General features: G+C 67.0%; 17 protein-coding genes and 1 pseudogene. 4 read left to right on the top strand and 14 right to left on the bottom strand.

Features of this window, described 5'->3' with window-relative positions; translation table 11 throughout:
* Nucleotides 1–29 precede the first annotated feature (29 nt).
* Both A5652_RS14120 and A5652_RS14115 read right to left on the bottom strand, forming a co-directional pair.
* Nucleotides 30–2324, bottom strand: coding sequence for an alpha/beta hydrolase-fold protein (locus A5652_RS14120; protein WP_067352133.1), 2295 nt, complete (start codon nucleotides 2322–2324; stop codon nucleotides 30–32).
* 35 nt (nucleotides 2325–2359) lie between these two features.
* Complete coding sequence (locus A5652_RS14115; protein ID WP_067352118.1) at nucleotides 2360–3487, bottom strand: Xaa-Pro peptidase family protein; 1128 nt, start codon at nucleotides 3485–3487, stop codon at nucleotides 2360–2362.
* A gap of 60 nt (nucleotides 3488–3547) precedes the next feature.
* Here A5652_RS14115 and A5652_RS14110 point away from each other — a divergent pair, with 60 nt between their 5' ends.
* A complete protein-coding gene (locus A5652_RS14110; protein ID WP_067352116.1) occupies nucleotides 3548–4513 on the top strand; it encodes a 5'-3' exonuclease in 966 nt (321 codons plus the stop codon).
* Nucleotides 4514–4525: 12 nt separating this feature from the next.
* Here the strand turns inward: A5652_RS14110 and A5652_RS14105 are convergent, their stop codons facing one another.
* The 11 genes from A5652_RS14105 to dop all read right to left on the bottom strand — a co-directional run bounded on the left by A5652_RS14105 (nucleotide 4526) and on the right by dop (nucleotide 16733).
* Nucleotides 4526–5275 carry a DUF4333 domain-containing protein gene (locus A5652_RS14105; protein ID WP_067352114.1) on the bottom strand — a complete coding sequence of 250 codons (750 nt, stop codon included), beginning with the start codon at nucleotides 5273–5275 and terminating at the stop codon, nucleotides 4526–4528.
* Between the two features lie 63 nt (nucleotides 5276–5338).
* The gene (locus A5652_RS14100; RefSeq protein ID WP_067352111.1) at nucleotides 5339–8125 is read right to left on the bottom strand and encodes an RNA helicase; all 2787 of its coding nucleotides are present in this window, start codon (nucleotides 8123–8125) and stop codon (nucleotides 5339–5341) included.
* Entirely contained in the window at nucleotides 8115–9071 is a 957-nt protein-coding gene (tatC, locus tag A5652_RS14095; protein ID WP_156745333.1) for a twin-arginine translocase subunit TatC, read from the bottom strand. The genes A5652_RS14100 and tatC overlap by 11 nt, the downstream gene beginning before the upstream one ends.
* Before the next feature lie 44 nt (nucleotides 9072–9115).
* Entirely contained in the window at nucleotides 9116–9394 is a 279-nt protein-coding gene (tatA, locus tag A5652_RS14090; RefSeq protein ID WP_067352107.1) for a Sec-independent protein translocase subunit TatA, read from the bottom strand.
* Between the two features lie 93 nt (nucleotides 9395–9487).
* Nucleotides 9488–10459, bottom strand: a complete 972-nt coding sequence (locus tag A5652_RS14085) for a YafY family protein (RefSeq protein ID WP_067352104.1) — start codon at nucleotides 10457–10459, stop codon at nucleotides 9488–9490.
* Nucleotides 10456–11496, bottom strand: coding sequence for a YafY family protein (locus A5652_RS14080; protein WP_067352101.1), 1041 nt, complete (start codon nucleotides 11494–11496; stop codon nucleotides 10456–10458). Before A5652_RS14080 ends, A5652_RS14085 begins: the two co-directional genes overlap by 4 nt.
* A gap of 190 nt (nucleotides 11497–11686) precedes the next feature.
* On the bottom strand, nucleotides 11687–13045 hold the full coding sequence (gene pafA, locus A5652_RS14075; RefSeq protein ID WP_156745332.1) for a Pup--protein ligase: 1359 nt from the start codon (nucleotides 13043–13045) through the stop codon (nucleotides 11687–11689).
* Between the two features lie 212 nt (nucleotides 13046–13257).
* Nucleotides 13258–14028, bottom strand: coding sequence for a proteasome subunit alpha (gene prcA / locus A5652_RS14070; protein WP_067352096.1), 771 nt, complete (start codon nucleotides 14026–14028; stop codon nucleotides 13258–13260).
* On the bottom strand, nucleotides 14025–14915 hold the full coding sequence (prcB, locus tag A5652_RS14065) for a proteasome subunit beta (RefSeq protein ID WP_067352093.1): 891 nt from the start codon (nucleotides 14913–14915) through the stop codon (nucleotides 14025–14027). The genes prcA and prcB overlap by 4 nt, the downstream gene beginning before the upstream one ends.
* Complete coding sequence (locus A5652_RS14060; RefSeq protein ID WP_067352126.1) at nucleotides 14912–15106, bottom strand: ubiquitin-like protein Pup; 195 nt, start codon at nucleotides 15104–15106, stop codon at nucleotides 14912–14914. The genes prcB and A5652_RS14060 overlap by 4 nt, the downstream gene beginning before the upstream one ends.
* 118 nt (nucleotides 15107–15224) lie before the next feature.
* A complete protein-coding gene (dop, locus tag A5652_RS14055; RefSeq protein WP_067352090.1) occupies nucleotides 15225–16733 on the bottom strand; it encodes a pup deamidase/depupylase in 1509 nt (502 codons plus the stop codon).
* A gap of 151 nt (nucleotides 16734–16884) precedes the next feature.
* Between dop and A5652_RS14050 the strand changes: the two genes are divergently transcribed.
* Nucleotides 16885–18027 carry a hypothetical protein gene (locus A5652_RS14050; RefSeq protein ID WP_156745331.1) on the top strand — a complete coding sequence of 381 codons (1143 nt, stop codon included), beginning with the start codon at nucleotides 16885–16887 and terminating at the stop codon, nucleotides 18025–18027.
* A 47-nt stretch (nucleotides 18028–18074) separates the two neighbouring features.
* Nucleotides 18075–18719, top strand: coding sequence for a hypothetical protein (locus A5652_RS14045; protein ID WP_067352087.1), 645 nt, complete (start codon nucleotides 18075–18077; stop codon nucleotides 18717–18719).
* Nucleotides 18720–18845: 126 nt separating this feature from the next.
* Here A5652_RS14045 and arc read toward each other — a convergent pair whose 3' ends face one another.
* Nucleotides 18846–20675, bottom strand: a complete 1830-nt coding sequence (gene arc / locus A5652_RS14040) for a proteasome ATPase (protein ID WP_067352120.1) — start codon at nucleotides 20673–20675, stop codon at nucleotides 18846–18848.
* Between the two features lie 306 nt (nucleotides 20676–20981).
* Here arc and A5652_RS26780 point away from each other — a divergent pair.
* Nucleotides 20982–21249 (top strand): annotated as a pseudogene (locus tag A5652_RS26780) (hypothetical protein); the annotation flags it as partial.

Here is a 21249-nt window from a genome sequence, read left to right as displayed (position 1 = left end):
AGCTAGGCACGATGACCCACCGCGACAACTCATCCGTCAACAGCCACTCCTGCCGTCAACGTGATGCGGTGCCGGCCGGGCGGCACCGTGACGGTCGGCCCGGCCGGTTCCCCATCGAGCTGCACATCAACCGTGGTGGGCAACCCACCGAGCGTCACCTTGGCGACGACGTCGGTGGCCACCGTGATGGTCGACGTCGGCAGCGCCGCCAGGCCGGCACGTTCGATATCGACCCTCAGGCTGGCAACCCCGTTGAGGCGCAACGTCAGATACGGCAGCGGGCCAACGGACCGTCCCACTTGCCAGTCGAGCTCGCTGTAAAGCCCGGGCGTCGGCTCGAAGTGGGGGATGAAGCCGCGATGGTGTCGGACGGTATGCGTGGGGTCTGGCCGCGCGTACGAGCGCGCGTCGACCTCCGCGACGGCCCCGCGCCGCGCGGTGACTTTGGGATCGGCGGCCAGCTCCGACAACCACCACACCTGGTGCGGCCCGATACCCAGATCGGCGCGCACCAGTTGCGGATACCAGGCGAACGTGATGTGCCCCGGATCCGCTTGGCGCAGAGCGGTTCCCATGTGAGAAACCGGATCCTCGAACTTGTCCTGAAATACCCAGGCGATGTGATCCTCGAGTGGGTAGACACTGAACCGGTGGCGGTAACCCAACCGGTCGAGCTCGAGCACCTGCTCGGCGGCCGAGGCGAACGGCACCAGTTCGTCGAGCAGCCCATGGGCGATGACGTACGGCAACCATCGGGCGTTCACCAGCAGCTTCCAGGTGTCGCCCTCACGGGCACAGGGCGAGTCAAGGTCGAGGTCGGCGGGAATGTCGACGTGGGGCAGCAGCCGCACCCCGCACGTCGGCGGCCCCGCCAGCACCACCGCTTGCGAAAACACCTGCGGGTAACTCAGCCCCAGCTTGTAGGTCGCATACCCGCCCATCGAATAGCCCGAGATCACAGTGCGATTGGGATCGGTGGCCAGTTGTTCGGCGACGCGCGCCCACACTTCCCAGACGTCGAGTTCGCCGCTGTCGAAGTACCAGGTGGACGGCCCCCGGGCCAACGGCGTGACCACCACCGAGTCCCTGCCCTCGCACACCTCGTGCAACAGTCGCGGGTCGATCGCGGCGAACTGGCTCTGCCCGAGTGAAAGGGAGTGCAGCAGCAGGGTCAGCGGCAACACGCGACCCGGTGCGTAGCTCGACGGCAGACAGATCGAATACGGCTGCACCCGGCCGAGGAATTGCGGCTTGGTGCTCAGGATGTCGTTGGCGGCCCAACCTTGTTCCAGGCCCTGGCCGAGTTCGATCGACGACACGTACCACCGGGTGGACGGGCCGGTGATCACCGGCTCGGGAGCGGTTTCGCGGGCGGCCAGCTGAGCCCACGGCACAGTCAGCGCAAACTCTGAGACGTCGCCATGCGTCAGAGCGGCGGCCTGCGCGGCATCCGACCAGAAGTTCAGGTGCGGCGGCTCCTGCTCGGTGGTGCGGAATGCCACGTTGTAGACGTTGGGTTGGCCGGGGAGCGCACCGTGCAGGGCGGGCACGTCGGCAAACCCGTCCCCCGCCGCGTTCGCCAAGCCCGCGGCCAGGCGGACCGTCCAGCTTTGCGTGGGTTCGGCCAGCGACCGCGGGACCTGCGCCACGAATGACCGTGATTGCATGTCGACGCTGCGCTCGACCGGCGTCCTGACCTGGGTCGTCAGGTCGATCAGCGCGGCGCCACTCCCCGACACGAGCAGGGCCGTGTCGATGCCCTTCGAGCGCACGCCGGCTCCGGCCGGCCACTCCTCGTCCGCCGTTCGGGCCGGGTCGGTGTCGAAGGTGAACAGCGCAATGGGCACCGAGGCGTCCAGCAGGGTGTTCCAATCGATCCGCCACCAGGTGTGGCTCTCGGTGAGCCCGATGGCGACGCGGAAGATGTCGGCGCCGTTGCCGGCCGCCGGCCCGTCGGGATAGACGTAGGTTCCGCGCGGCGGCGCCTGAATCTTCAGGTCACCGATCGGGATACCCGTCGCGCCATGGTCGTCGTAGAGGAAGTCGGTCCAGAACAAAGCACCGTCGGCCACTCGGCCCGCGCCGCACGTGCGCGGGAACTGTTCACCGAACGGCCATCCCGCAGGCGCGGGAAGCTTCGGCTCTGGGCGCCGTGCGGCCGGCGGCACCCCTTCGGGCATGCCGTCGACCACGATGAGCTCAGCGGGCGGGGCTGGCGCCGGTGCCGGTGTCGACGCCGGAGCCGGTGCGGTGGAGTGCAGGACCGCCTCGACAACGTGGCGTGCAATGCGAATCGGCAGCAGCGGGAGATCCAGGATTGACACCACCCCCAACCTACGCGGAAGGAGGGGCGCGTCACTTAAGGCACCGGCACCACGATCAATTCGTGCGGCCGATTGTTGACGGCTAAGGCACCGTCCGCAGTCACGACGACGATGTCCTCGATGCGGGCACCCCAACGGCCCGGGAAATAGATGCCCGGCTCGATCGAAAAGGCCATGCCCTCGGCCAGCGGCAGATCGTTTCCGGCGACGATGTAGGGCTCTTCGTGGACCGACAGCCCGATGCCGTGGCCGGTGCGGTGCACGAAGTACTCAGCAAGTCCTTCCGCGGCCAGCACGTCGCGGGCGGCAGCGTCCACCTGTTCGGCCGTCACCCCGGGGCGTACAGCTTCATACGCCGCGCGCTGGGCGCGTTGTAGCACCGAATAGTGTTGAGCTACTTCACGATCCGGTTCACCGATGCTGTAGGTGCGCGTCGAGTCGGAATTGTAGCCGGGTTCATAAGAGCCGCCGATATCGACGACGACGATGTCTCCAACCTGCAGTTCGCGATCCGAATAACCGTGGTGCGGATCGGCGCCATGCGGCCCGGATCCGACAATGATGAACGCCACCTCCGAATGCCCTTCGGCCACAATGGCATCCGCGATGTCGGCGGCGACGTCGGCCTCCGTGCGGCCCGGGACCAGGAACTCGGGCACCCGGGCGTGCACCCGATCGATGGCCGCACCGGCCTTGCGCAGCGAGTCGACCTCGCATTCCTCCTTGACCATCCGCAGCGTGCGCAACACGTCGGTGGCCAGGACCGGCAACACACCGAGCACGCCGGCCAGCGGCAGCAGGTGCAATGCCGGCATGGCATCGGTGACCGCGATCGCGGCGGGGGCGCCGCCCAACGCGGAGCCCACCAGATCGTATGGATTCTCGCCGTCGACCCAATCCCGCACCGCCAGGCCGAGTTCGGCGACGGCAGACCCTTTCAGTGAGGCCAGCTCCAGCCGCGGCACCACGACCGTTGGATCGCCCGACGCGGGCAACACCAGCGCGGTGAACCGTTCCAATGTCTGTGCGCGCGACCCGACGAGGTAGCGCAGGTCGTAGCCCGGCGTGATGACCAGCCCGGCCAAACCCTCGTTGGCAGCCGCCGCGGCGGCCGTCGCCACCCGGCGTTCGTACACTGCTGCTTCGAAGCGGTGAGACTCCATGCCAGCCAGGCTAATGCTCAGTAGCACATCGCCTCGCGGCGGCGTGAGACCATAACCGGCATGCCAGCACCCCGCTCGCCGCTCGTCCTGCTCGACGGCGCCAGCATGTGGTTCCGCTCGTATTTCGGGGTGCCGTCCTCGATCACCGCTCCCGACGGCCGGCCGGTCAACGCCGTTCGCGGATTCATCGACTCCATGGCCGTGGTGATCACCCAGCAGCGGCCCACCCGGCTGGCCGTCTGCCTGGACCTCGATTGGCGCCCTCAGTTCCGCGTGGACCTCGTCCCGTCCTACAAGGCCCACCGCGTGGCGGAGGTGGAGCCGCGGAACGAGCCGGACATCGAGGAAGTCCCCGACGATCTGACGCCCCAGATCGACATGATCGCCGAACTCCTTGACGCGTTCGGGATTCCGACGGCCGGTGCGGAGGGGTTTGAGGCCGACGACGTGCTGGGCACGCTGGCGGCCCGGGAACGCAAGGATCCGGTGGTGGTGGTCAGCGGTGACCGCGACCTGCTGCAGGTGGTGTCCGACGATCCCGTCCCGGTCCGGGTGCTGTATCTCGGCCGAGGACTGAGCAAGGCCACGTTGTTCGGGCCCGGGGAGGTGGCCGAACACTATGGCGTGCCGGTGGATAGGGCCGGCCCCGCCTACGCCGAACTAGCGTTGCTGCGTGGCGACCCGTCCGACGGCTTGCCCGGCGTCCCGGGAGTCGGCGAAAAGACGGCGGCGACGCTGCTGGCCCAGCACGGCTCGCTGGAGCAGATCCTGGCCGCCGCGCACGACCCGAAGTCGAAGATGGCCAAGGGTGTGCGCAGGAAACTGTTGGCCGCGCTGGATTACATCGAGTCGGCCGGCAAAGTGGTGCGGGTGGCCGTGGACGCTCCCGTTACCTTCTCGACAGCCGGCGACGAATTGCCGCTGGTTGCCGCCGATCCGCAACGCACCGCCAAACTGGCGACCGAGCTGGGTGTCGGCTCGTCGATCAGTCGTTTGCAGAAAGCGCTGGACGCGCTGCCGGACTGACGATGCCGCCGCTTATTGCGGCCGGCCGACCTCGTAGGTGCCCTTGTTGTCCTGGAACGTCACGGTCACGTGCTTGGGCGCGCCGTCGATGCTCACGTCGCAGTCGAATGTGGTGCCCTTCTTGACCGTCGGGTTCTGGCCGTGGTTGCACTTGACATTCTGGACGTTCTTCGCGCCGTAGCCGTTGGTTTCGTCGCTGAGCACTTGCTGGACCCCGGCCTGCGCCTTATTGACGTCCAGCTTGGTGGTGACGAAGAACCCGGGCTGCCAGAAGCCCAGCACCAGCACGACCGCGATGAGCAGAAATGCGATCGCCCCACCCACGCCGGCGATGAGCCCGACCGGCCGCTTCTTGCCCGGCTGCTCGTAACCGGGGTACTGCGGGTACTGGCCCGGCTGGCCGTACTGGCCGGGCTGGGGATATTGCCCGGGCTGCGGGTACTGGCCCGGCTGGCCGTACTGCCCCGGCTGGGCGTACTGCCCGGGCTGGCCGTATTGGCCGGGCTGACCGTATTGGCCTGGCTGCGCGTAGCCCGGCTGCTGCTGGGGGTACTGCTGCGGGTAGGCCTGCTCAGTCGGCTGTTGGTACTGCGGGTAGTCGGCGGGCGGCGTGTATGCGGGGGCCTGCCAAGACGTCTCCTGATTCGACTGATCCTGCCAGGTCGGTCCCACCTGGGTCGGGTCTGACGAGTGGTCGCTACCTTGACCTTGACCTTGGCCGGGCGGCTGCCACTGCTGGTCCGATCCCTGCGGTCCGCTCATCTCTCTCCCTCAGCCTGTGTGTCTTGGCATGCTATCGGCGCTTAACGGTAGCTCCGGCCTAGCCTACCCGGCGTCAACTGCGACGACGCCGCGCCGAATGTCATTGATAGCGCGCTTGGCGGTGGCCCGTAATTCGGGGTCCGGAGCGGCGTTGCGGACCTGGTCCAACAGGTCGAGAACCTGGCGGCACCAGCGCACGAAATCCCCCGCGAGCAGGGGTGATCCGGTGCCGGCCGGGTCTGCGGCCGCCAGTGCCGCGGCGAGATCTCCCGTTCTGGCCCAGCGGTAGATGACGTTGACGAAGCCGTCGTCGGGTTCGCGGCTCGGGGCGATCCGGTGCGTTTGCTCGTCGGCACGCAACGCCATCGACAGCCGCGACGTCTGCTGCAGCGCCTGCCGCACTTGCTGGGTGGGCGCGTCGGCGGCAAAGGCTGCCCCCGGCCCCTCACCACCCCGGCTTTCGTACAGCACCGCCGAGACCACCGCCGCCAGCTCGGCCGGGTTCAGCCCCGACCACGCGCCGGTGCGGAGACACTCGGCGACCAGCAGATCGCTTTCGCTGTAGATGCGCGCCAGCAACCGGCCGTGGTCGGTTACGCGAGGATCGCCGTCGCGTCCTTCGATGAACCCGCGCTCGGTGAGCAACCCGACGATCCGGTCGAAGGTCCGAGCCAGCGAATTGGTGGCGGCCGCAACCTTTTTCTCCAACTGCGCGTTGTCGCGTTCGATCCGCAGGTACCGCTCGGCCTGCCGGACCTGATCTTCCAGGCCGGGCGTGTTGTGCGATGGGTGTCGGCGCAGCTGTTCACGCAACGACGCCAGCTCCGGGTCGTGGAAGGCGCCGTCGGAGTCACCGCGGCCGCCCCGATGCCGGGCCGGGACGGTCAGCCCGGCGGCAGCCGATCGCAGCGCCGAGGCCAGATCGCGCCGGACCCGTGGCTGACGGTGTTCGACCCGTTTGGGCAGTGACATCGAACCGACGCGCGCGGACGCCCCCGAATAGTCGGCCGACGAAATCCTGCCCGCCCAACGGTTTTCGGTGAGCACCAGCGGTCGCGGATCGGAGCTGTCGCGGGCGGATTCCAGCACCACGGCCAGCCCACCGCGCCGGCCGTGGGTGATGTTGATGATGTCGCCCCGGCGCAGCGCGGCCAGCGCGTCGGTGGCGGCCTGCCGTCGTTGCAGTCGGGACGCGCGCGACTGTGCGCGCTCCCTCTCGGTGATGCGTGCACGCATCCGGGCGTATTCGAGGATCGGGGCCTTGGGTCCGCCGATCTCGGCGGCGATCTCATCAAGCAACGCGCTGCCCCGCTCGATGCCGCGAACCAGCCCGACGACGGAACGGTCGGCCTGATACTGCGCAAATGACTGCTCCAACAACCGATGTGCCTGCTCGGGACCCATCTGCTGGACCAGGTTGATCGTCATGTTGTACGACGGGGCGAACGAGCTGCGCAGCGGGAAGGTGCGGGTGGAGGCCAGCCCGGCCACCGCGGACGGTTCGGTGGTTTCCTCGGTGGGATTCCACAGCACCACCGCATGGCCCTCGACGTCGATGCCGCGCCGCCCGGCGCGGCCGGTGAGCTGCGTGTACTCCCCCGGCGTCAGCGCCACGTGCTGCTCGCCGTTGAACTTCACCAACCGCTCGAGCACCACCGTGCGTGCGGGCATGTTGATCCCGAGTGCCAGGGTCTCGGTGGCGAACACCGCCCTGACCAGTCCGGCGGTGAACAGCTCTTCGACGGTGTGGCGGAAAACGGGCAGCATGCCGGCATGGTGGGCCGCCAAACCACGCAGCAGCCCCTCGCGCCACTCGTAGTAACCGAGCACGCTCAGGTCGGCGTCGGCGAGATCGCCGCACCGGTGTTCGATCACCTCGGCGATCTGTGCGCGCTCCTCCTGGGTGGTCAGCTGCAAGGATGAGCGCAGGCACTGCTGGACGGCGGCATCGCAGCCGGCACGCGAGAACACGAACGTGATCGCGGGCAGCAGCCCTTCGGAATCCAGGGTGGCGATCACGTCGGGGCGCCCCGGTGTCCGGTAGAAGCGGGGACGCGACGGGCGTCCGGTGCCGCGGCGCCGGGGCTGCCAGTCGGTCATGCGGTCCGCCTCGCGGCGGTGCGCAATGTGGCGCAGCAGTTCGGGATTGACGCGCGGTTGACGATCCGCGGCCGGCATCTCGTTGTCGTAATCGAACAGATCGAGCAGACGCTTGCCCACCAACACGTGTTGCCACAGCGGCACCGGCCGGTGCTCGTCGACCACCACCGTCGTATCGCCGCGCACGGTCTGAATCCAGCCGCCGAATTCCTCGGCGTTGCTCACTGTCGCCGAGAGGCTGACCACCCGAACCTCGTCGGGCAGGTGCAGGATCACCTCCTCCCATACCGGACCCCGCATCCGGTCGGCGAGGAAATGCACCTCGTCCATCACCACATACGAAAGTCCATGCAGCGCAGGTGAATCCGCGTAGAGCATGTTGCGCAGCACTTCGGTGGTCATCACCACCACGGGTGCGTCGGCGTTGACGGACATGTCTCCGGTGAGCAGGCCGATGCGGTCGCGGCCGTAGCGCGCCGTGAGGTCGGTGTGCTTCTGGTTGCTCAGCGCTTTTAGCGGCGTGGTGTAGAAACACTTGCCGCCGGACGCCAACGCCAGGTGCACGGCGAATTCGCCGACCACCGTCTTGCCGGCGCCCGTCGGCGCGCAGACCAGCACGCCATGTCCTCGTTCGAGCGCCGCGCACGCCCGACGCTGAAAGCCGTCGAGCGCGAAGGGCAGTTCGGTGGCGAACCGGGTGAGCTCCACGAACTCGGCGACGTCATGAGTCGGCGATGGATCAGGTGACATCGTCGTGTTGCCCGGCGGTGAACGACGGCTCCGGTATAGCGGTGGGCGGTTCGATGACCGATGCTTCGTCGTCGGGAATCACGGCCTGGGCTTCACGCTTGGCCTTCCGTCTGTCGTGCAGCCGGGAGATCTGGATGGCGAACTCCAACAGGATTGACAGCGCCAACCCGAGCGCGGTCATCGAAAACGGGTCGGATCCGGGGGTGAAGATCGCCGCGAACGCGAACATCGCGAAGATCAGGCCGCGCCGCCACGCCTTGAGTCGCTCGTAGGGCAGGATGCCGATGGCGTTGAGCATGACGATGAGCAGCGGAAATTCGAAGCTGACGCCGAAAACCACGAGCAGGTTTATCAGGAATCCGAAATATCGGTCGCCGGACAGCGCGGTCACCTGGACGTCGCTGCCGACGGTCAGCAGGAAGCCCAGCGCCTTGGCCAGCACGAAGTAGGCCAGCACCGCGCCGACGACGAACAGCACCACGGCGGGGATCACGAACGCGACCGCGAAGCGGCGTTCCTTCCGATACAGCCCGGGCGTGATGAACGCCCACAGCTGGTAGAACCACACCGGACAGGCGAGTACCACCCCCGCGGTCAGCCCGACCTTGAGCCGCAGCATGAACTGATCGAACGGCGCGGTGGCCAGCAGCCGACATTGGCCGCCAGGGCTGATCTCTGCGCGCGCCGACTGCGGCAGCGAACAGTAGGGATGACGTAACCACTCGCCCAGGCTTTCCAGTCCGAAGATCGAATGCGAATACCAGACGAAGCCGAAGATCGTGGTCAGCAAGATGGCGGCCAGCGAAATCAGCAGCCGGGTGCGCAGCTCGGTCAGATGGTCGACCAGCGACATGGTCGCATCCGGGTTGGTTCGGCTGCGCCGGTTACGAGGGTTGAGGCGCCTCAGCAGGCCGGAAGTGCGCGCTGAAACCTTGAAGACTTTCACGATGCTCGGTCAGTGGCGCTCGGGCAGCGCGACGGTGATGGCGGCTACGCCGGACGTGCTTCGCTGTGCCCCTGCTCGCTGGGCGTCGGCGCATCGACCCGCTGCGACTCCACGGGCGTTGGGTTCGCCGCGGAAGCCTCGCTTTGGGTTCCCAAGGCCGACGTTTCCGCTTTGTTCTCCGTCTGCATTTCGCGAATCTCGGACTTGAAGATCCGCATCGACTTGCCCAACGAACGCGCCGCATCGGGGAGCCTCTTCGCACCGAACAGCAAGATCACCACGACCGCGAGGATCGCCCAGTGCCACGGACTAAGACTGCCCACTTTGATTACCTCCAGACGTTCACCCGATGCTACCGCAGTGGTGCCGTGTGGCGCCGGGCGCGCGCCGCCCCACCGCCCATTTCGCCTGGACTTTTATGAGCTCAGGGCTTCGTAGGACGTCACGGCGGCCGCCGCGGCATCCCGTACCCGCTGCGCCAGAGACGCAGGCTGCAGCACCTGCACGTCGAGCCCGAAGCCCAGCACCAGCCGCGTCATCCAATCCTCGGAAGCGTAGGTCATCACCGCCTCGCAGGATCCGTCCGGCAATTCACGCACGTCGCGCATGGGGTAGTACTCGAACATCCAGGACGCCGCAGGCGCCACCCGCAGCTTGGCCGACGGCAGCGACGGATCGCCGTCGAACAGCGAGGTGTCCGGCGGCGCGTGCAGCGCCGGCTCGGGCGGCGCTGCCGGCTCGTCGAGCTCGGTGGCGTCCACGATCCGGTCGAAGCGGAACAACCGCACGCCCTCGGCCTCCCGTGACCAACCCTCCAGGTAGCTGTGGCCGCCGATCAGCAGCACCCGGATGGGGTCGACGACCCGGCTGGCCAGGGTGTCGTGCGAGGCGGAGTAGTAGTCGATGGCCAACGCATGCCTGGACTGGACGGCCGCGCGCACCGCGGCGGCGGCCCGGTTCTCCGCCGGTGCGGGTTCATCGACGGCCGACGCCGCGAGTGACGCGTCGTGCCCGACAGCCCCCGCCGCATCCTCGATCTTGGCGATGGCGCTGCGCGCGGCTTCCGGGTCGACGACCCCGGGGATGTCGGCGAGCGCCCGCAACGCCACCAGCAGGCCGGTGGCCTCCGGCGAGGTGAGCCTCAGGGGACGGTCGATCCCCGCGGAGAACGTCACCTCGATGGTGTCCCCGGAGAACTCGAAATCGATCAGGTCGCCCGGGAAATAACCGGGTAGACCGCACATCCATAGCTGATTGAGGTCCTCTTCCAGCTGCTTGGCCGATACCCCGAGGTCGGCGGCGGCCTTGGATCGGGTGACCCGAGGATTGGCTTGGAAATACGGCACCATGTTCAGCAGCCGGATCAAGCGCGTGGAAACGGGTGTCATGCGGACACTCCCCCGCGGCGGGGCGGTTGCCCGGCAACGACAGCGTCCACGCCCGCATGCGCGCGCAGCCGGGCCAGCACGTCGTCGCGCAGCGACTGAGGTTCGAGCACCAGGGCGTCGGCTCCGTAGCCGGCGATGTCACGTGCCAGCTGGTCGGCGAAGGAGATGTCGAGTTCGATGACCTCGCCGTCGCGACCCCCGAGTTGGCGAGCCTCGACGGGCCGGCCGGCGCGCCGCAGTGCCGTAGCCCGCCCGCCGGCCACCCACACCCGGGCCTGCCCAACGGTTGGCGTCGCCGAAACCTCGGTGACGGTCTGGGCCACGATCTTGCGCAGGTCAACGTCGTTCGGCACGGCGACGGCGCCCGGCGGGCCGATCGGCGTGACGTTCGAACCGATCCGGGAGAGCCGGAAGGTGCGGGTCGCGTCGCGGTCGCGGTCATGGCCCACCAGATACCAGCGGCCCTTCTGGGTGACCACACCCCAGGGCTCGACGGTGCGGGTGGCGTACGGCTCGGCTCGCGACGGCCGGTGCGGAAACTGCACGGCCTGCCGGGAGTCGATGGCGGACAGAAGGATTCCGAGGACTTCCTCCGACCCGCGCAGCCCCGGAACCCCGGCGGGCGACGCAATGGCCACCGGCGCGTCCGGATCGACGTCGACCCCGGCCGCGCGCAGTTTGAGCAGCGCGCCCTGAGTCGCGGTGATGAGTTCGGGCGACTCCCACAGCTGCGTCGCCACCGCTACGGCTGCCGCCTCGTCGGGGGTCAGGTCGACCGGTGCGAGCGAGTAGGCGTCACGGTTGATCCGGTAGCCCTCGGTGGGATCCCAGGCCGACGCCCGGCCGACCTCCAGCGGGATGCCGAGGTCGCGCAGCTCGTTCTTGTCCCGCTCGAACATGCGCGAGAACGCCTCGGCGCTGGGGCTGTCCGAATAACCCGCCACACTCGACCTGATCTTCTCCGCCGAGATGTAGCCGCGGGTGGAAAGCAGGGCGATGACCAGATTTACCAGTCGCTCGACTTTTGACGTCGCCATCGGCTCCAGATTATTCGATGGTCCTCGTCTGGCGCTCCCACCGGGCGTCCGCGTCGCGCTATTGCCTGCCTTGACTTGTGCCCCGAGCCGGGGAGGTGCCGGCGACTTTCGATTGCGCTGGCGCCCGCGCTAGCACTTCGGAAAGTCTGCTTCGATGCCGTGCCGGGGGGGCTGATGAGCCGAGGCGCGGCTACATGCTCGCGATCAGGCGCTTGACCCGCTCGTCGACCGCCCGGAAGGGGTCCTTGCACAACACGGTGCGCTGCGCCTGATCGTTGAGCTTCAAGTGCACCCAGTCGACGGTGAAGTCACGACCCGCGGCCTGGGCCGCGCTGATGAACTCGCCACGCAGCCGCGCCCGGGTGGTCTGCGGCGGGTTGTCGACCGCCTCCGCAATGTCCTCGTCGGTGGTGACGCGCGCGGCCAGTCCTTTGCGCTGCAGCAGGTCGAAGACCCCGCGCCCGCGCTTGATGTCGTGGTAGGCCAGGTCCAGCTGGGCGATCTTCGGGTCGGACAGCTCCATGCTGTAGCGGTCCTGGTAGCGCTGGAAGAGTTTGCGCTTGATCACCCAGTCGATCTCCGTGTCGACCTTCGCGAAGTCCTGGCTCTCGACCGCGTCGAGCTGGCGGCCCCACAGGTCGACGATCTGCTCGATTTGCGCGTTGGGCTCCCGGGTCTGCAGGTGGTCGACGGCACGGCTGTAGTACTCGCGCTGGATATCCAGCGCACTGGCCTGACGCCCGCCCGCCAGCCGCACCGGCCGACGGCCGGTCGTGTCGTGGCTGACCTCGCGGATGGCGCGGATGGGGTTGTCGAGCGAGAAGTCCCGAAACGGGACACCGGCCTCGATCATCTCCAACACCAGGGCGGCGGTGCCGACCTTGAGCATGGTGGTGGTCTCGCACATGTTGGAGTCGCCGACGATCACGTGCAAGCGCCGGTACTTCTCCGCGTCGGCGTGCGGCTCGTCGCGGGTGTTGATGATCGGCCGGCTGCGAGTGGTGGCCGAGGAGACGCCCTCCCAAATGTGCTCGGCGCGTTGGGAAAGGCAGAAGGTTGCGGCCTTGGGGGTCTGCAGCACCTTGCCCGCGCCGCAGATCAACTGGCGGGTGACCAGGAAGGGCAGCAGCACGTCCGAGATCCGGGAGAACTCGCCGGCGCGCACGATCAAGTAGTTCTCGTGGCAGCCATACGAGTTGCCCGCCGAGTCGGTGTTGTTCTTGAACAGGTAGATGTCACCGCCGATGCCCTCATCAGCGAGCCGCTGCTCGGCGTCGACCAACAGGTCTTCCAGCACCCATTCGCCGGCGCGGTCGTGGGTGACCAGCTGCACCAGGCTGTCGCATTCGGCGGTGGCGTACTCCGGGTGGCTTCCGACGTCGAGATACAGGCGGGCCCCGTTGCGAAGGAAGACGTTGGAGCTTCGGCCCCAGGACACGACGCGACGGAACAGGTAGCGGGCCACCTCGTCCGGGCTGAGCCGTCGATGGCCGTGGAATGTGCAGGTGACCCCGAACTCGGTCTCGATGCCCATGATTCGCCTCTGCACGTAATCGAGGGTACTGGTTGTCCGACCTGGACGGTGAGCATGCCGCGCTTATCAATTCGACGAAGTGTTTCGTCGACCCTCGGCGGGGGCACGCGGGGTGCGCCTTGACACCCATCGACTCGCACCGGCGCCGCGGCTACTCGCAGCTCACCAGCACCTTACGCATCACCAGCCCCACCGGCACGGGCGTACGTGCGCCGGTATGGGCGCGTCTAGTCGGAGGGCCCGCCGTTGGTGTCCGACGGCTCAGCGTCGCCACCCGAGCCATTGGCATCCAGCTCGCGCAGCAAATTTTCCAAGGTGGCACGATTGATCCGCCGGAAGGCCCGTCGCGGCCGGTTGACGTCCAGGATGGCAACTTCCAGGCTGCCCACGTCGAGCGTGGACTGGTCCCCATTCGAGGCCTCGCTGCCGGCCCGCAGCGCTTTCACGGCGATGCGCGTGGCCTCACGCAGATCGGCGTTCTCGGCGTACGAGTCCTTGAGTGCCGTGGTGATCGGCTCGGTGGTGCCACCCATCACGACGAAATGCGGCTCGTCGGCGATCGACCCGTCATAGGTGATCCGGTAGAGCTCAGGCGGTTTGGTCTCGCCGTAGTGTGCGACCTCGGCAACGCACAATTCCACCTCGTAGGGCTTGGCCTGCTCGGTGAAGATGGTGCCCAGCGTCTGCGCGTAGACGTTGGCCAGCTGGCGGCCCGTCACGTCGCGCCGGTCGTAGGCGTAGCCGCGGGTGTCGGCGAATTGGATTCCGCCCCGGCGCAGGTTGTCGAATTCGTTGAACTTGCCGGCCGCCGCGAAGCCGACACGATCGTAGAGTTCGCTGATCTTCTGCAACGACCGTGACGGGTTCTCCGCGACGAACAGCACGCCACCGGCGTAGACCAGGGCGACCACGCTCTTGCCACGAGCGATGCCCTTGCGCGCGAGCTCGCTGCGCTCGCGCATCGCCTGCTCGGGCGAGATGAAATAGGGAAAGCTCACTTCTCACCACCATCGGGGCCGAAAGTGTCAGCGCGCGAACGGCTTTGAATCACTTCGCGAGCCAATTCCGCGATGCGGCTCTCTGGCACTTCAAGCGCTCCCTCGGCACCGATGGTGACCGCGGTGGGATAGATGCCCCGCACCAGATCCGGTCCACCGGTGGCGGAATCGTCATCGGCCGCGTCGTAGAGCGCCTCGATCGCGACCCGCACCGCGGAATCGGCGTCGGCGACCTGCGAGTACAACTTCTTCATCGACGACTTGGCGAAGATCGAGCCCGACCCTACCGACTGGTAACCCTCCTCTTCCAGGTTCCAGCCCCCGGCGGCATCGAAAGACACGATCCGGCCGGCGCCTTCGGAATCGGACGCGTCGATGTCGTAGCCAACCAGCAGCGGCAAGGCGATCAGACCCTGCATCGCGGCCGCCAGGTTTCCACGCACCATGATCGCCAGCCGGTTGACCTTGCCGGCGAATGTCAGTGGCACGCCTTCGAGTTTCTCGTAGTGCTCGAGTTCGACCGCATAAAGGCGGGCGAATTCCACGGCGATGGCGGCGGTACCGGCGATGCCGGTGGCGGTGTAGTCGTCGGTGATATACACCTTTTTGACATCGCGGCCGGCGATCATGTTGCCCTGCGTCGAACGCCGGTCGCCGGCGAGCACGACACCGCCCGGGTACTTCAGCGCGACGATCGTGGTGCCGTGCGGCAGCTGCCCCGTGGGGGCATCCGATTGCGGGCCGGACAGGCTTGCCGGCAGCAATTCCGGCGCCTGGCGTCGCAACAGGTCAGCAAACGACGAGAGGTCTATAGCGGAATTGCCCGGAAGTGCGGGGCCCGGTAGTGCGGAATTGGTGGACAGGCGATTGGAGAAAGGCCAGGTCACTGTCCGCCCTTTTGGACATACGCGCGAACGAAGTCCTCAGCGTTCTCCTCGAGGACGTCGTCGATCTCGTCGAGCAGATCGTCGGTGTCCTCGGCTAGCTTCTCCCGGCGCTCTTGGCCCGCGGCCGTGCTGCTGGCGATGTCGTCTTCGTCGCCGCCACCACCGCCACGCTTGGTCTGCTCCTGAGCCATCGCCGCCTCCTGCGTTGTGTGGGCCATTTGAATGGCTTACTCACCGATCAAGCCACACTGCCCGTTGGTCTGTCCTAGCCTACCGGTCAACCCCGACGGTCCCGTGGTTAACCGGTACCTAGCTGGTGAGTTGTTCCACCAGCTCGGCGGCGCTGTCCACCGAATCCAGCAGCGCCCCGACGTGCGCCTTGCTCCCGCGCAGCGGCTCCAGCGTCGGAATGCGGACCAGGGAATCACCGCCCAGGTCGAAAATCACGGAGTCCCAGCTGGCCGCGGCGATGTCGGCACCGAACCTGCGCAGGCATTCGCCGCGGAAGTATGCACGGGTGTCCGTGGGCGGCTTGTCCACCGCCTCGAGCACCTGGTGTTCGGTGACCAAGCGCTTCATCGAGCCGCGCGCGACGAGCCGGTTGTACAGGCCCTTGTCCAGCCGGACGTCGGAATATTGCAGGTCCACCAAATGCAGCCGCGGCGCCGACCAGCTCAGGTTTTCGCGCTGCCGGAATCCTTCAAGCAGGCGCAGCTTGGCCGGCCAGTCGAGTATCTCGGCGCATTCCATCGGGTCGCGCTCGAGTTGGTCGAGCACGTGCGCCCAGGTCTCGACGACGTCGGCCGCGCGCGGGTCGGGGTCGCGGCTATCGACCAGCTTGGCCACCCGATCGAGGTAAACCCGTTGCAGCGCAAGCCCGGTCAGCTCGCGACCGTCGGCCAAGGCCACCGCTGCGCGCAGCGACGGGTCGCGGCTGATCGCGTGGACCGCATGCACCGGCCGCGCCAGCGCCAAATCGCCCAGGTCGATGCCGTGCGCCGGCCCCTCTTCGATCAGGTCCAGCACCAGCGCCGTGGTGCCCAGTTTCAGATAGGTCGACGTCTCGGCGAGGTTGGCGTCGCCGATGATGACGTGCAGCCGCCGATAGCGGTCGGCGTCGGCGTGTGGTTCGTCGCGAGTGTTGATGATGCCGCGCTTGAGCGTGGTCTCAAGGCCGACTTCGACCTCGATGTAATCGGAGCGCTGGGACAACTGAAAACCGGGCTCGTCGCCGGAAGGCCCGATGCCGACCCGTCCGGAGCCGGTGACCACCTGCCGGGAGACCAGAAAGGGGGTCAGCCCGGCGATGATCGCCGAAAACGGCGTCTGCCGCGACATCAGGTAGTTCTCGTGCGACCCGTAGGAGGCGCCCTTGCCGTCGACGTTGTTCTTGTAGAGCTGCAATTTCGCGGCCCCGGGCACGCTGGCGACGTGGCGCGCCGCGGCCTCCATCACCCGCTCGCCGGCCTTGTCCCAGATCACCGCGTCGAGTGGGTCGGTGCACTCGGGTGCGGAGTACTCCGGGTGCGCGTGGTCGACGTAGAGCCGCGCGCCGTTGGTCAAAATCATGTTGGCCGCGCCGACCTCATCGGCGTCGACCACCGGGGGTGGGCCGGCCGAGCGGCTCAAGTCAAAGCCGCGGGCGTCCCGCAACGGCGATTCCACCTCGTAGTCCCACCGGGTGCGCTTGGCGCGCTGAATGCCCGCTGCTGCGGCATACGCCAAAACCGCCTGCGTCGATGTGAGGATCGGATTGGCTGTCGGGTCCGATGGCGATGAAATGCCGTATTCGACCTCCGTCCCGATAATCCGTTGCATGACCTAAGCGTAGGCCGGGTGACGGAGCGGCCCGGCCGGCGGGGCGTGGTGGAGCGGATCAGCGGCCCCGCCGATGTCCGGAAATTGCCAGTCCGGCAACCATTCCGATAAGGCCGGCGCGGGTGACCTGCCGGCCGTAGGGTGAGCCGGCATGGAGCTACTTCGCGGCCGCGCTCCGGGCCGCCGGGCAGAGCCGAGCGCCGCGGCCGAAAGCTGGTTTTTGGGGCGTGGTTTGCCGTCCGTACTCACCCGGCGCGCGCGGTGGCGGCGGCTCTGGACGCGGTCGGCACCCGCGCTTGCCGCGTACGCGGCGCTGCAGGGGTGCGTCTTGGCGATCTACCTGATCACCGGCGGGCACGACGTCGAGATCAGTGGCGAACCGACGACCTCACAACTGGCCGTGCTAATTCTGCTCGCCCTGGCCCTGCCGTTGATGGCCGTCATCGGCTGGCTGGTTTCGCGGTCGCGAACCCGCAAGACACGCACCGCGATAGCGACGTTGTCGGCTGCGTTCGTGGCCTGCGTCGGGGTCGCCGTCGGCGACGTCATGCAGGAGGCCGTCGTCGTTACCGCCGTGCTGATCCTGACCGGCAGCGGGATCGGATCGATCCTCGGATGGGCGGTACGGATGATGCTGTCGCACTTTGCGACGGTGGGCGCCTTGGCCGTTCGGGCACTGCCGGTCGTGCTGCTGACCGCGTTGGTGTTCTTCAACACCTACGTCTGGCTGATGGCCGCGACAATCAGCGGCAACCGGCTGGCGCTGGCCATGGCGTTCCTGGTCACCATCGCGGCGGCGTTCGTCAGCTCGGCAACGCGAGAGCGCGTCAGGCCGATGCTGCAATCGGCGACGGTGCCGCGTGACGAACCCGAAAAGCTCGCGGGCACACCGTTCGCCGCGATGCCCGCCGCCTCTGACGGGGCACCGCTGAAGAAGTCGGAGCGGCTCAACGTGGTTTTTGTTTTGGCCGTCTCCCAGCTGGCGCAGATCATGGTGGTGGCGGTGGTGACCACCGCGATCTATCTGATTCTCGGGCTCATCGTGCTCAGTCCCGAACTGCTCAACGAGTGGACCCACACCTACCAGAGCAGCGCGACGGTGCTCGGATTCACGCTGCCGGTGCCCGACTCGCTGATCCACATGACGCTGTTCCTCGGCGCGTTGACGTTCATGTACATCAGCGCCCGCGCCGCCGGCGACGCGGAATACCGGTCCACGTTTCTCGACCCGTTGATCGATGACCTGGGCACCACCTTGGTGGCGCGCAATCGCTACCACGGCGCCGCCGGGTGACCGTCCGCCGTGTTGACGGCACCGACACCAGTGATTAATTTCACCCTGTGTCCGAGCCCGAATCCGGCCGCGCCGTCGGTAAGCACGCACTCGACCTGTCCGGAAAGCGATACGGCGAGGTGCTGCTCGTAACGCCCGGCGAGGCGGGACCGCAGGCAACGGTTTACAACAGCTTCCCGCTCAACGACTGTCCCCAGGAGCTCTGGTCGGCGCTGGACGCACACGCCATCGCCACCGAACACGGGGCGGCTGCCGCCCTGCTCAACGGTCCCCGGTATTGGCTGATGAACGCCATCGAAAAGACCACCCAGGGCCCGCAGATCACCAAATCCTTCGGCGGGATCGAAATGATCCAGCAGGCCACAGTCCTGTTGTCGTCGATGAACCCCGCGCCCTACATCCCCAACACGGTCAACCGACGCACGGTCTTCGTCTTCAACGCCGGCCAAGAGGTGTACGAACTCATCGATCCCCAGAGCCAGCACTGGATCATGCAGACCTGGAGCCAGGTCGCAGACGCCACCTTGTCGCGCGCCGACCTACCGGGTCTTGCCGACCGGCTCGACCTACCCGCCGGATGGACCTACCAACCGCGCGTGCTCACCGACGAATTGCGGGTGGATACCACGCAGCACCCCGCCCACGTGTTGCAGGACAACCTGACCAACAGCTATTCGTTGGTGACCGACTGACTTACTTCCCTGCCAAGCCGCCACGAAACTTCAACGGTTGCGCCGCCGGGCGTGCGCGTCGTGTGCGTGGTTTAAGTCTGGCGGCGCCACCAGACACCAGGGCACCAGGCACCGAGGCGCCGGCCCTTACAGGTACTGACCCAGGTTGGATTCGGTGTCGATGGCCCGCGATGCGCTCGAGCTCTTGCCGGTAACCAGGGTGCGGATGTAGACGATTCGCTCACCCTTCTTGCCCGAAATCCGCGCCCAGTCGTCGGGGTTGGTGGTGTTGGGCAGGTCCTCGTTTTCGGCGAACTCGTCGACGATCGAGTCCAGTAGGTGCTGGATACGCAGACCGGGTTGCCCGGTCTCCAGCACGGACTTGATCGCGTTCTTCTTCGCACGGTCGACGACGTTCTGAATCATCGCCCCGGAGTTGAAGTCCTTGAAGTACATGACTTCCTTGTCACCGTTGGCGTAGGTGACCTCCAGGAATCGGTTGTCGTCGATCTCGGCGTACATCCGTTCGACGACCTTCTCGATCATCGCCCTGATGCAGGCCGAACGGTCGCCCCCGAACTCGGCCAGGTCGTCGCCGTGCACCGGCAGCGACTCGACCAAGTACTTCGAGAAGATGTCTTGCGCCGCTTCGGCATCCGGCCGCTCGATCTTGATCTTCACGTCCAGACGTCCCGGCCGCAGGATGGCGGGGTCGATCATGTCCTCACGGTTGGAGGCGCCGATGACGATGACGTTCTCGAGTCCCTCCACGCCGTCGATCTCACTGAGCAGCTGCGGAACCACGGTCGTCTCGACGTCCGAGGACACCCCGGTGCCACGAGTGCGGAAGATCGAGTCCATCTCATCGAAGAACACGATCACCGGTGTGCCTTCCGACGCCTTTTCACGCGCGCGCTGGAAGATCAGCCGGATGTGCCGTTCGGTCTCACCGACGAACTTGTTGAGCAGTTCGGGGCCCTTGATGTTCAAGAAGTAGGACTTGGCTTCGCGGGCGTCGTCGCCGCGCACCTCGGCCATCTTCTTGGCCAGCGAGTTGGCCACGGCCTTGGCGATCAGCGTCTTACCGCAGCCGGGCGGGCCGTAGAGCAGCACACCTTTGGGCGGCCGCAGCGCGTACTCGCGGTACAGCTCTTTGTGCAGGAACGGCAGTTCCACCGCGTCGCGGATCTGCTCGATCTGACGAGTAAGGCCGCCGATGTCCAGGTAGCTGACATCGGGTACCTCTTCCAGCACCAGGTCCTCGACCTCGGCCTTGGGAATGCGCTCGAAGGCGTACCCGGCCTTGGTGTCGACCAGCAACGAGTCGCCGGGACGCAGCTTGCGCGGCCGGGTGTCGTCGTTGAGCGCATCGGGATGGCCTTCCGGCAGGTTCTCGGCGACCAGCGGCTCGGCGAGCCACACAATGCGTTCCTCGTCCGCGTGCCCGACGACCAGGGCGCGATGCCCGTCGGCCAGCAGTTCACGCAACGTGGAGATCTCGCCGACAGATTCGAACGTGCCGGCCTCGACCACCGTGAGCGCCTCGTTCAGGCGGACCGTCTGACCCTTGCGCAGCAACGGGACTTCGATGTTCGGCGAGCACGTCAGCCGCATCTTGCGACCGGAGGTGAACACGTCGACGGTGTCGTCCTCGTGGGTGGCGAGCAGGACGCCGTAGCCGCTGGGCGGCTGCCCCAGCCGATCGACTTCCTCACGTAGCGCCAGCAGTTGCTGGCGGGCCTCTTTGAGGGTCTCCATCAACTTCGAGTTCCGCGACGCAAGGGAGTCGATGCGCGCCTCCAGCTGATGCACATCGCGCGCGGAGCGAGCGCCGCTGTGCGAGCCAACGGTCTGCTCGAGTTGCTCGCGCAACATCGCGGCCTCGCGACGTAGTTGCTCCAACTCGGCCTCGTCGCCGTTGGACCCGTCGGATCCGTGGGAGGATTCGAAAGCTTCAGAACGCTCTGAGCTACCCATCTTGCGCTCCTTTCCCGCTCCGAATTGGCGCGGTGGATACTTCAAAGCTACCGGCGATTGCCGACTCATGTACGTAGTCAAATACCCACGAAAAGTTAAGATTTTCGTCACGCTGGTAATCTCGGCCACTAATCGTGATGATCGAAAGGGCCGAAGTGACCGCAAAATGCCTCGCCACCGGCTCGGCCCGCGTCGTCGCCCTAGCCCCCTTCGCCGGTGTGACTTCATTTGCCCCCATCGGCCTGACCTTAGCGACCTCCTTCCTCCGCGAAGCGGCCAGAGCCGCCTAGCCGGCCGACCGAGTGGATGAATCGGCCACTGTGCGTAGCGCTGAGCGGCGCCACCGCCCTGGCGGTGGCCGGGATTATGGCGTGTTCGTCGCCTCACCCGAAGACTGAGTCGTCGGCCACCTCGTCGTTGCCACCTGCCTCGTCGAGCCAGGTTGCTGCGCCGGTCACTGCTCCCCTGCCGCCGCCCGAAGCCCTCAGCGACGTGCTCACCCGGCTCGCCGACCCGAACGTGCCAGGCGCCAGCAAGGTCAATCTGGTGGAAGGCGCGACGCCCGAGAGCGCGG

It is taken from the genome of Mycobacterium sp. 1165178.9 (assembly GCF_001673555.1).
Classification (GTDB): Bacteria; Actinomycetota; Actinomycetes; order Mycobacteriales; family Mycobacteriaceae; genus Mycobacterium.
Note: the sequence above shows the minus strand (reverse complement) of the source record. Positions and strands in the feature narration are given on the sequence as shown.

Coding starts and splice junctions, on each gene's coding strand:
- A5652_RS14115 (WP_067352118.1), bottom strand. CDS start 3,487: ATGGAGTCTCACCGCTTCGAAGCAGCAGTGTACGAACGCCGGGTGGCG.
- A5652_RS14110 (WP_067352116.1), top strand. CDS start 3,548: ATGCCAGCACCCCGCTCGCCGCTCGTCCTGCTCGACGGCGCCAGCATG.
- A5652_RS14105 (WP_067352114.1), bottom strand. CDS start 5,275: ATGAGCGGACCGCAGGGATCGGACCAGCAGTGGCAGCCGCCCGGCCAA.
- A5652_RS14100 (WP_067352111.1), bottom strand. CDS start 8,125: ATGTCACCTGATCCATCGCCGACTCATGACGTCGCCGAGTTCGTGGAG.
- A5652_RS14085 (WP_067352104.1), bottom strand. CDS start 10,459: ATGACACCCGTTTCCACGCGCTTGATCCGGCTGCTGAACATGGTGCCG.
- A5652_RS14080 (WP_067352101.1), bottom strand. CDS start 11,496: ATGGCGACGTCAAAAGTCGAGCGACTGGTAAATCTGGTCATCGCCCTG.
- A5652_RS14060 (WP_067352126.1), bottom strand. CDS start 15,106: ATGGCTCAGGAGCAGACCAAGCGTGGCGGTGGTGGCGGCGACGAAGAC.
- dop (WP_067352090.1), bottom strand. CDS start 16,733: ATGCAACGGATTATCGGGACGGAGGTCGAATACGGCATTTCATCGCCA.
- A5652_RS14050 (WP_156745331.1), top strand. CDS start 16,885: ATGGAGCTACTTCGCGGCCGCGCTCCGGGCCGCCGGGCAGAGCCGAGC.
- arc (WP_067352120.1), bottom strand. CDS start 20,675: ATGGGTAGCTCAGAGCGTTCTGAAGCTTTCGAATCCTCCCACGGATCC.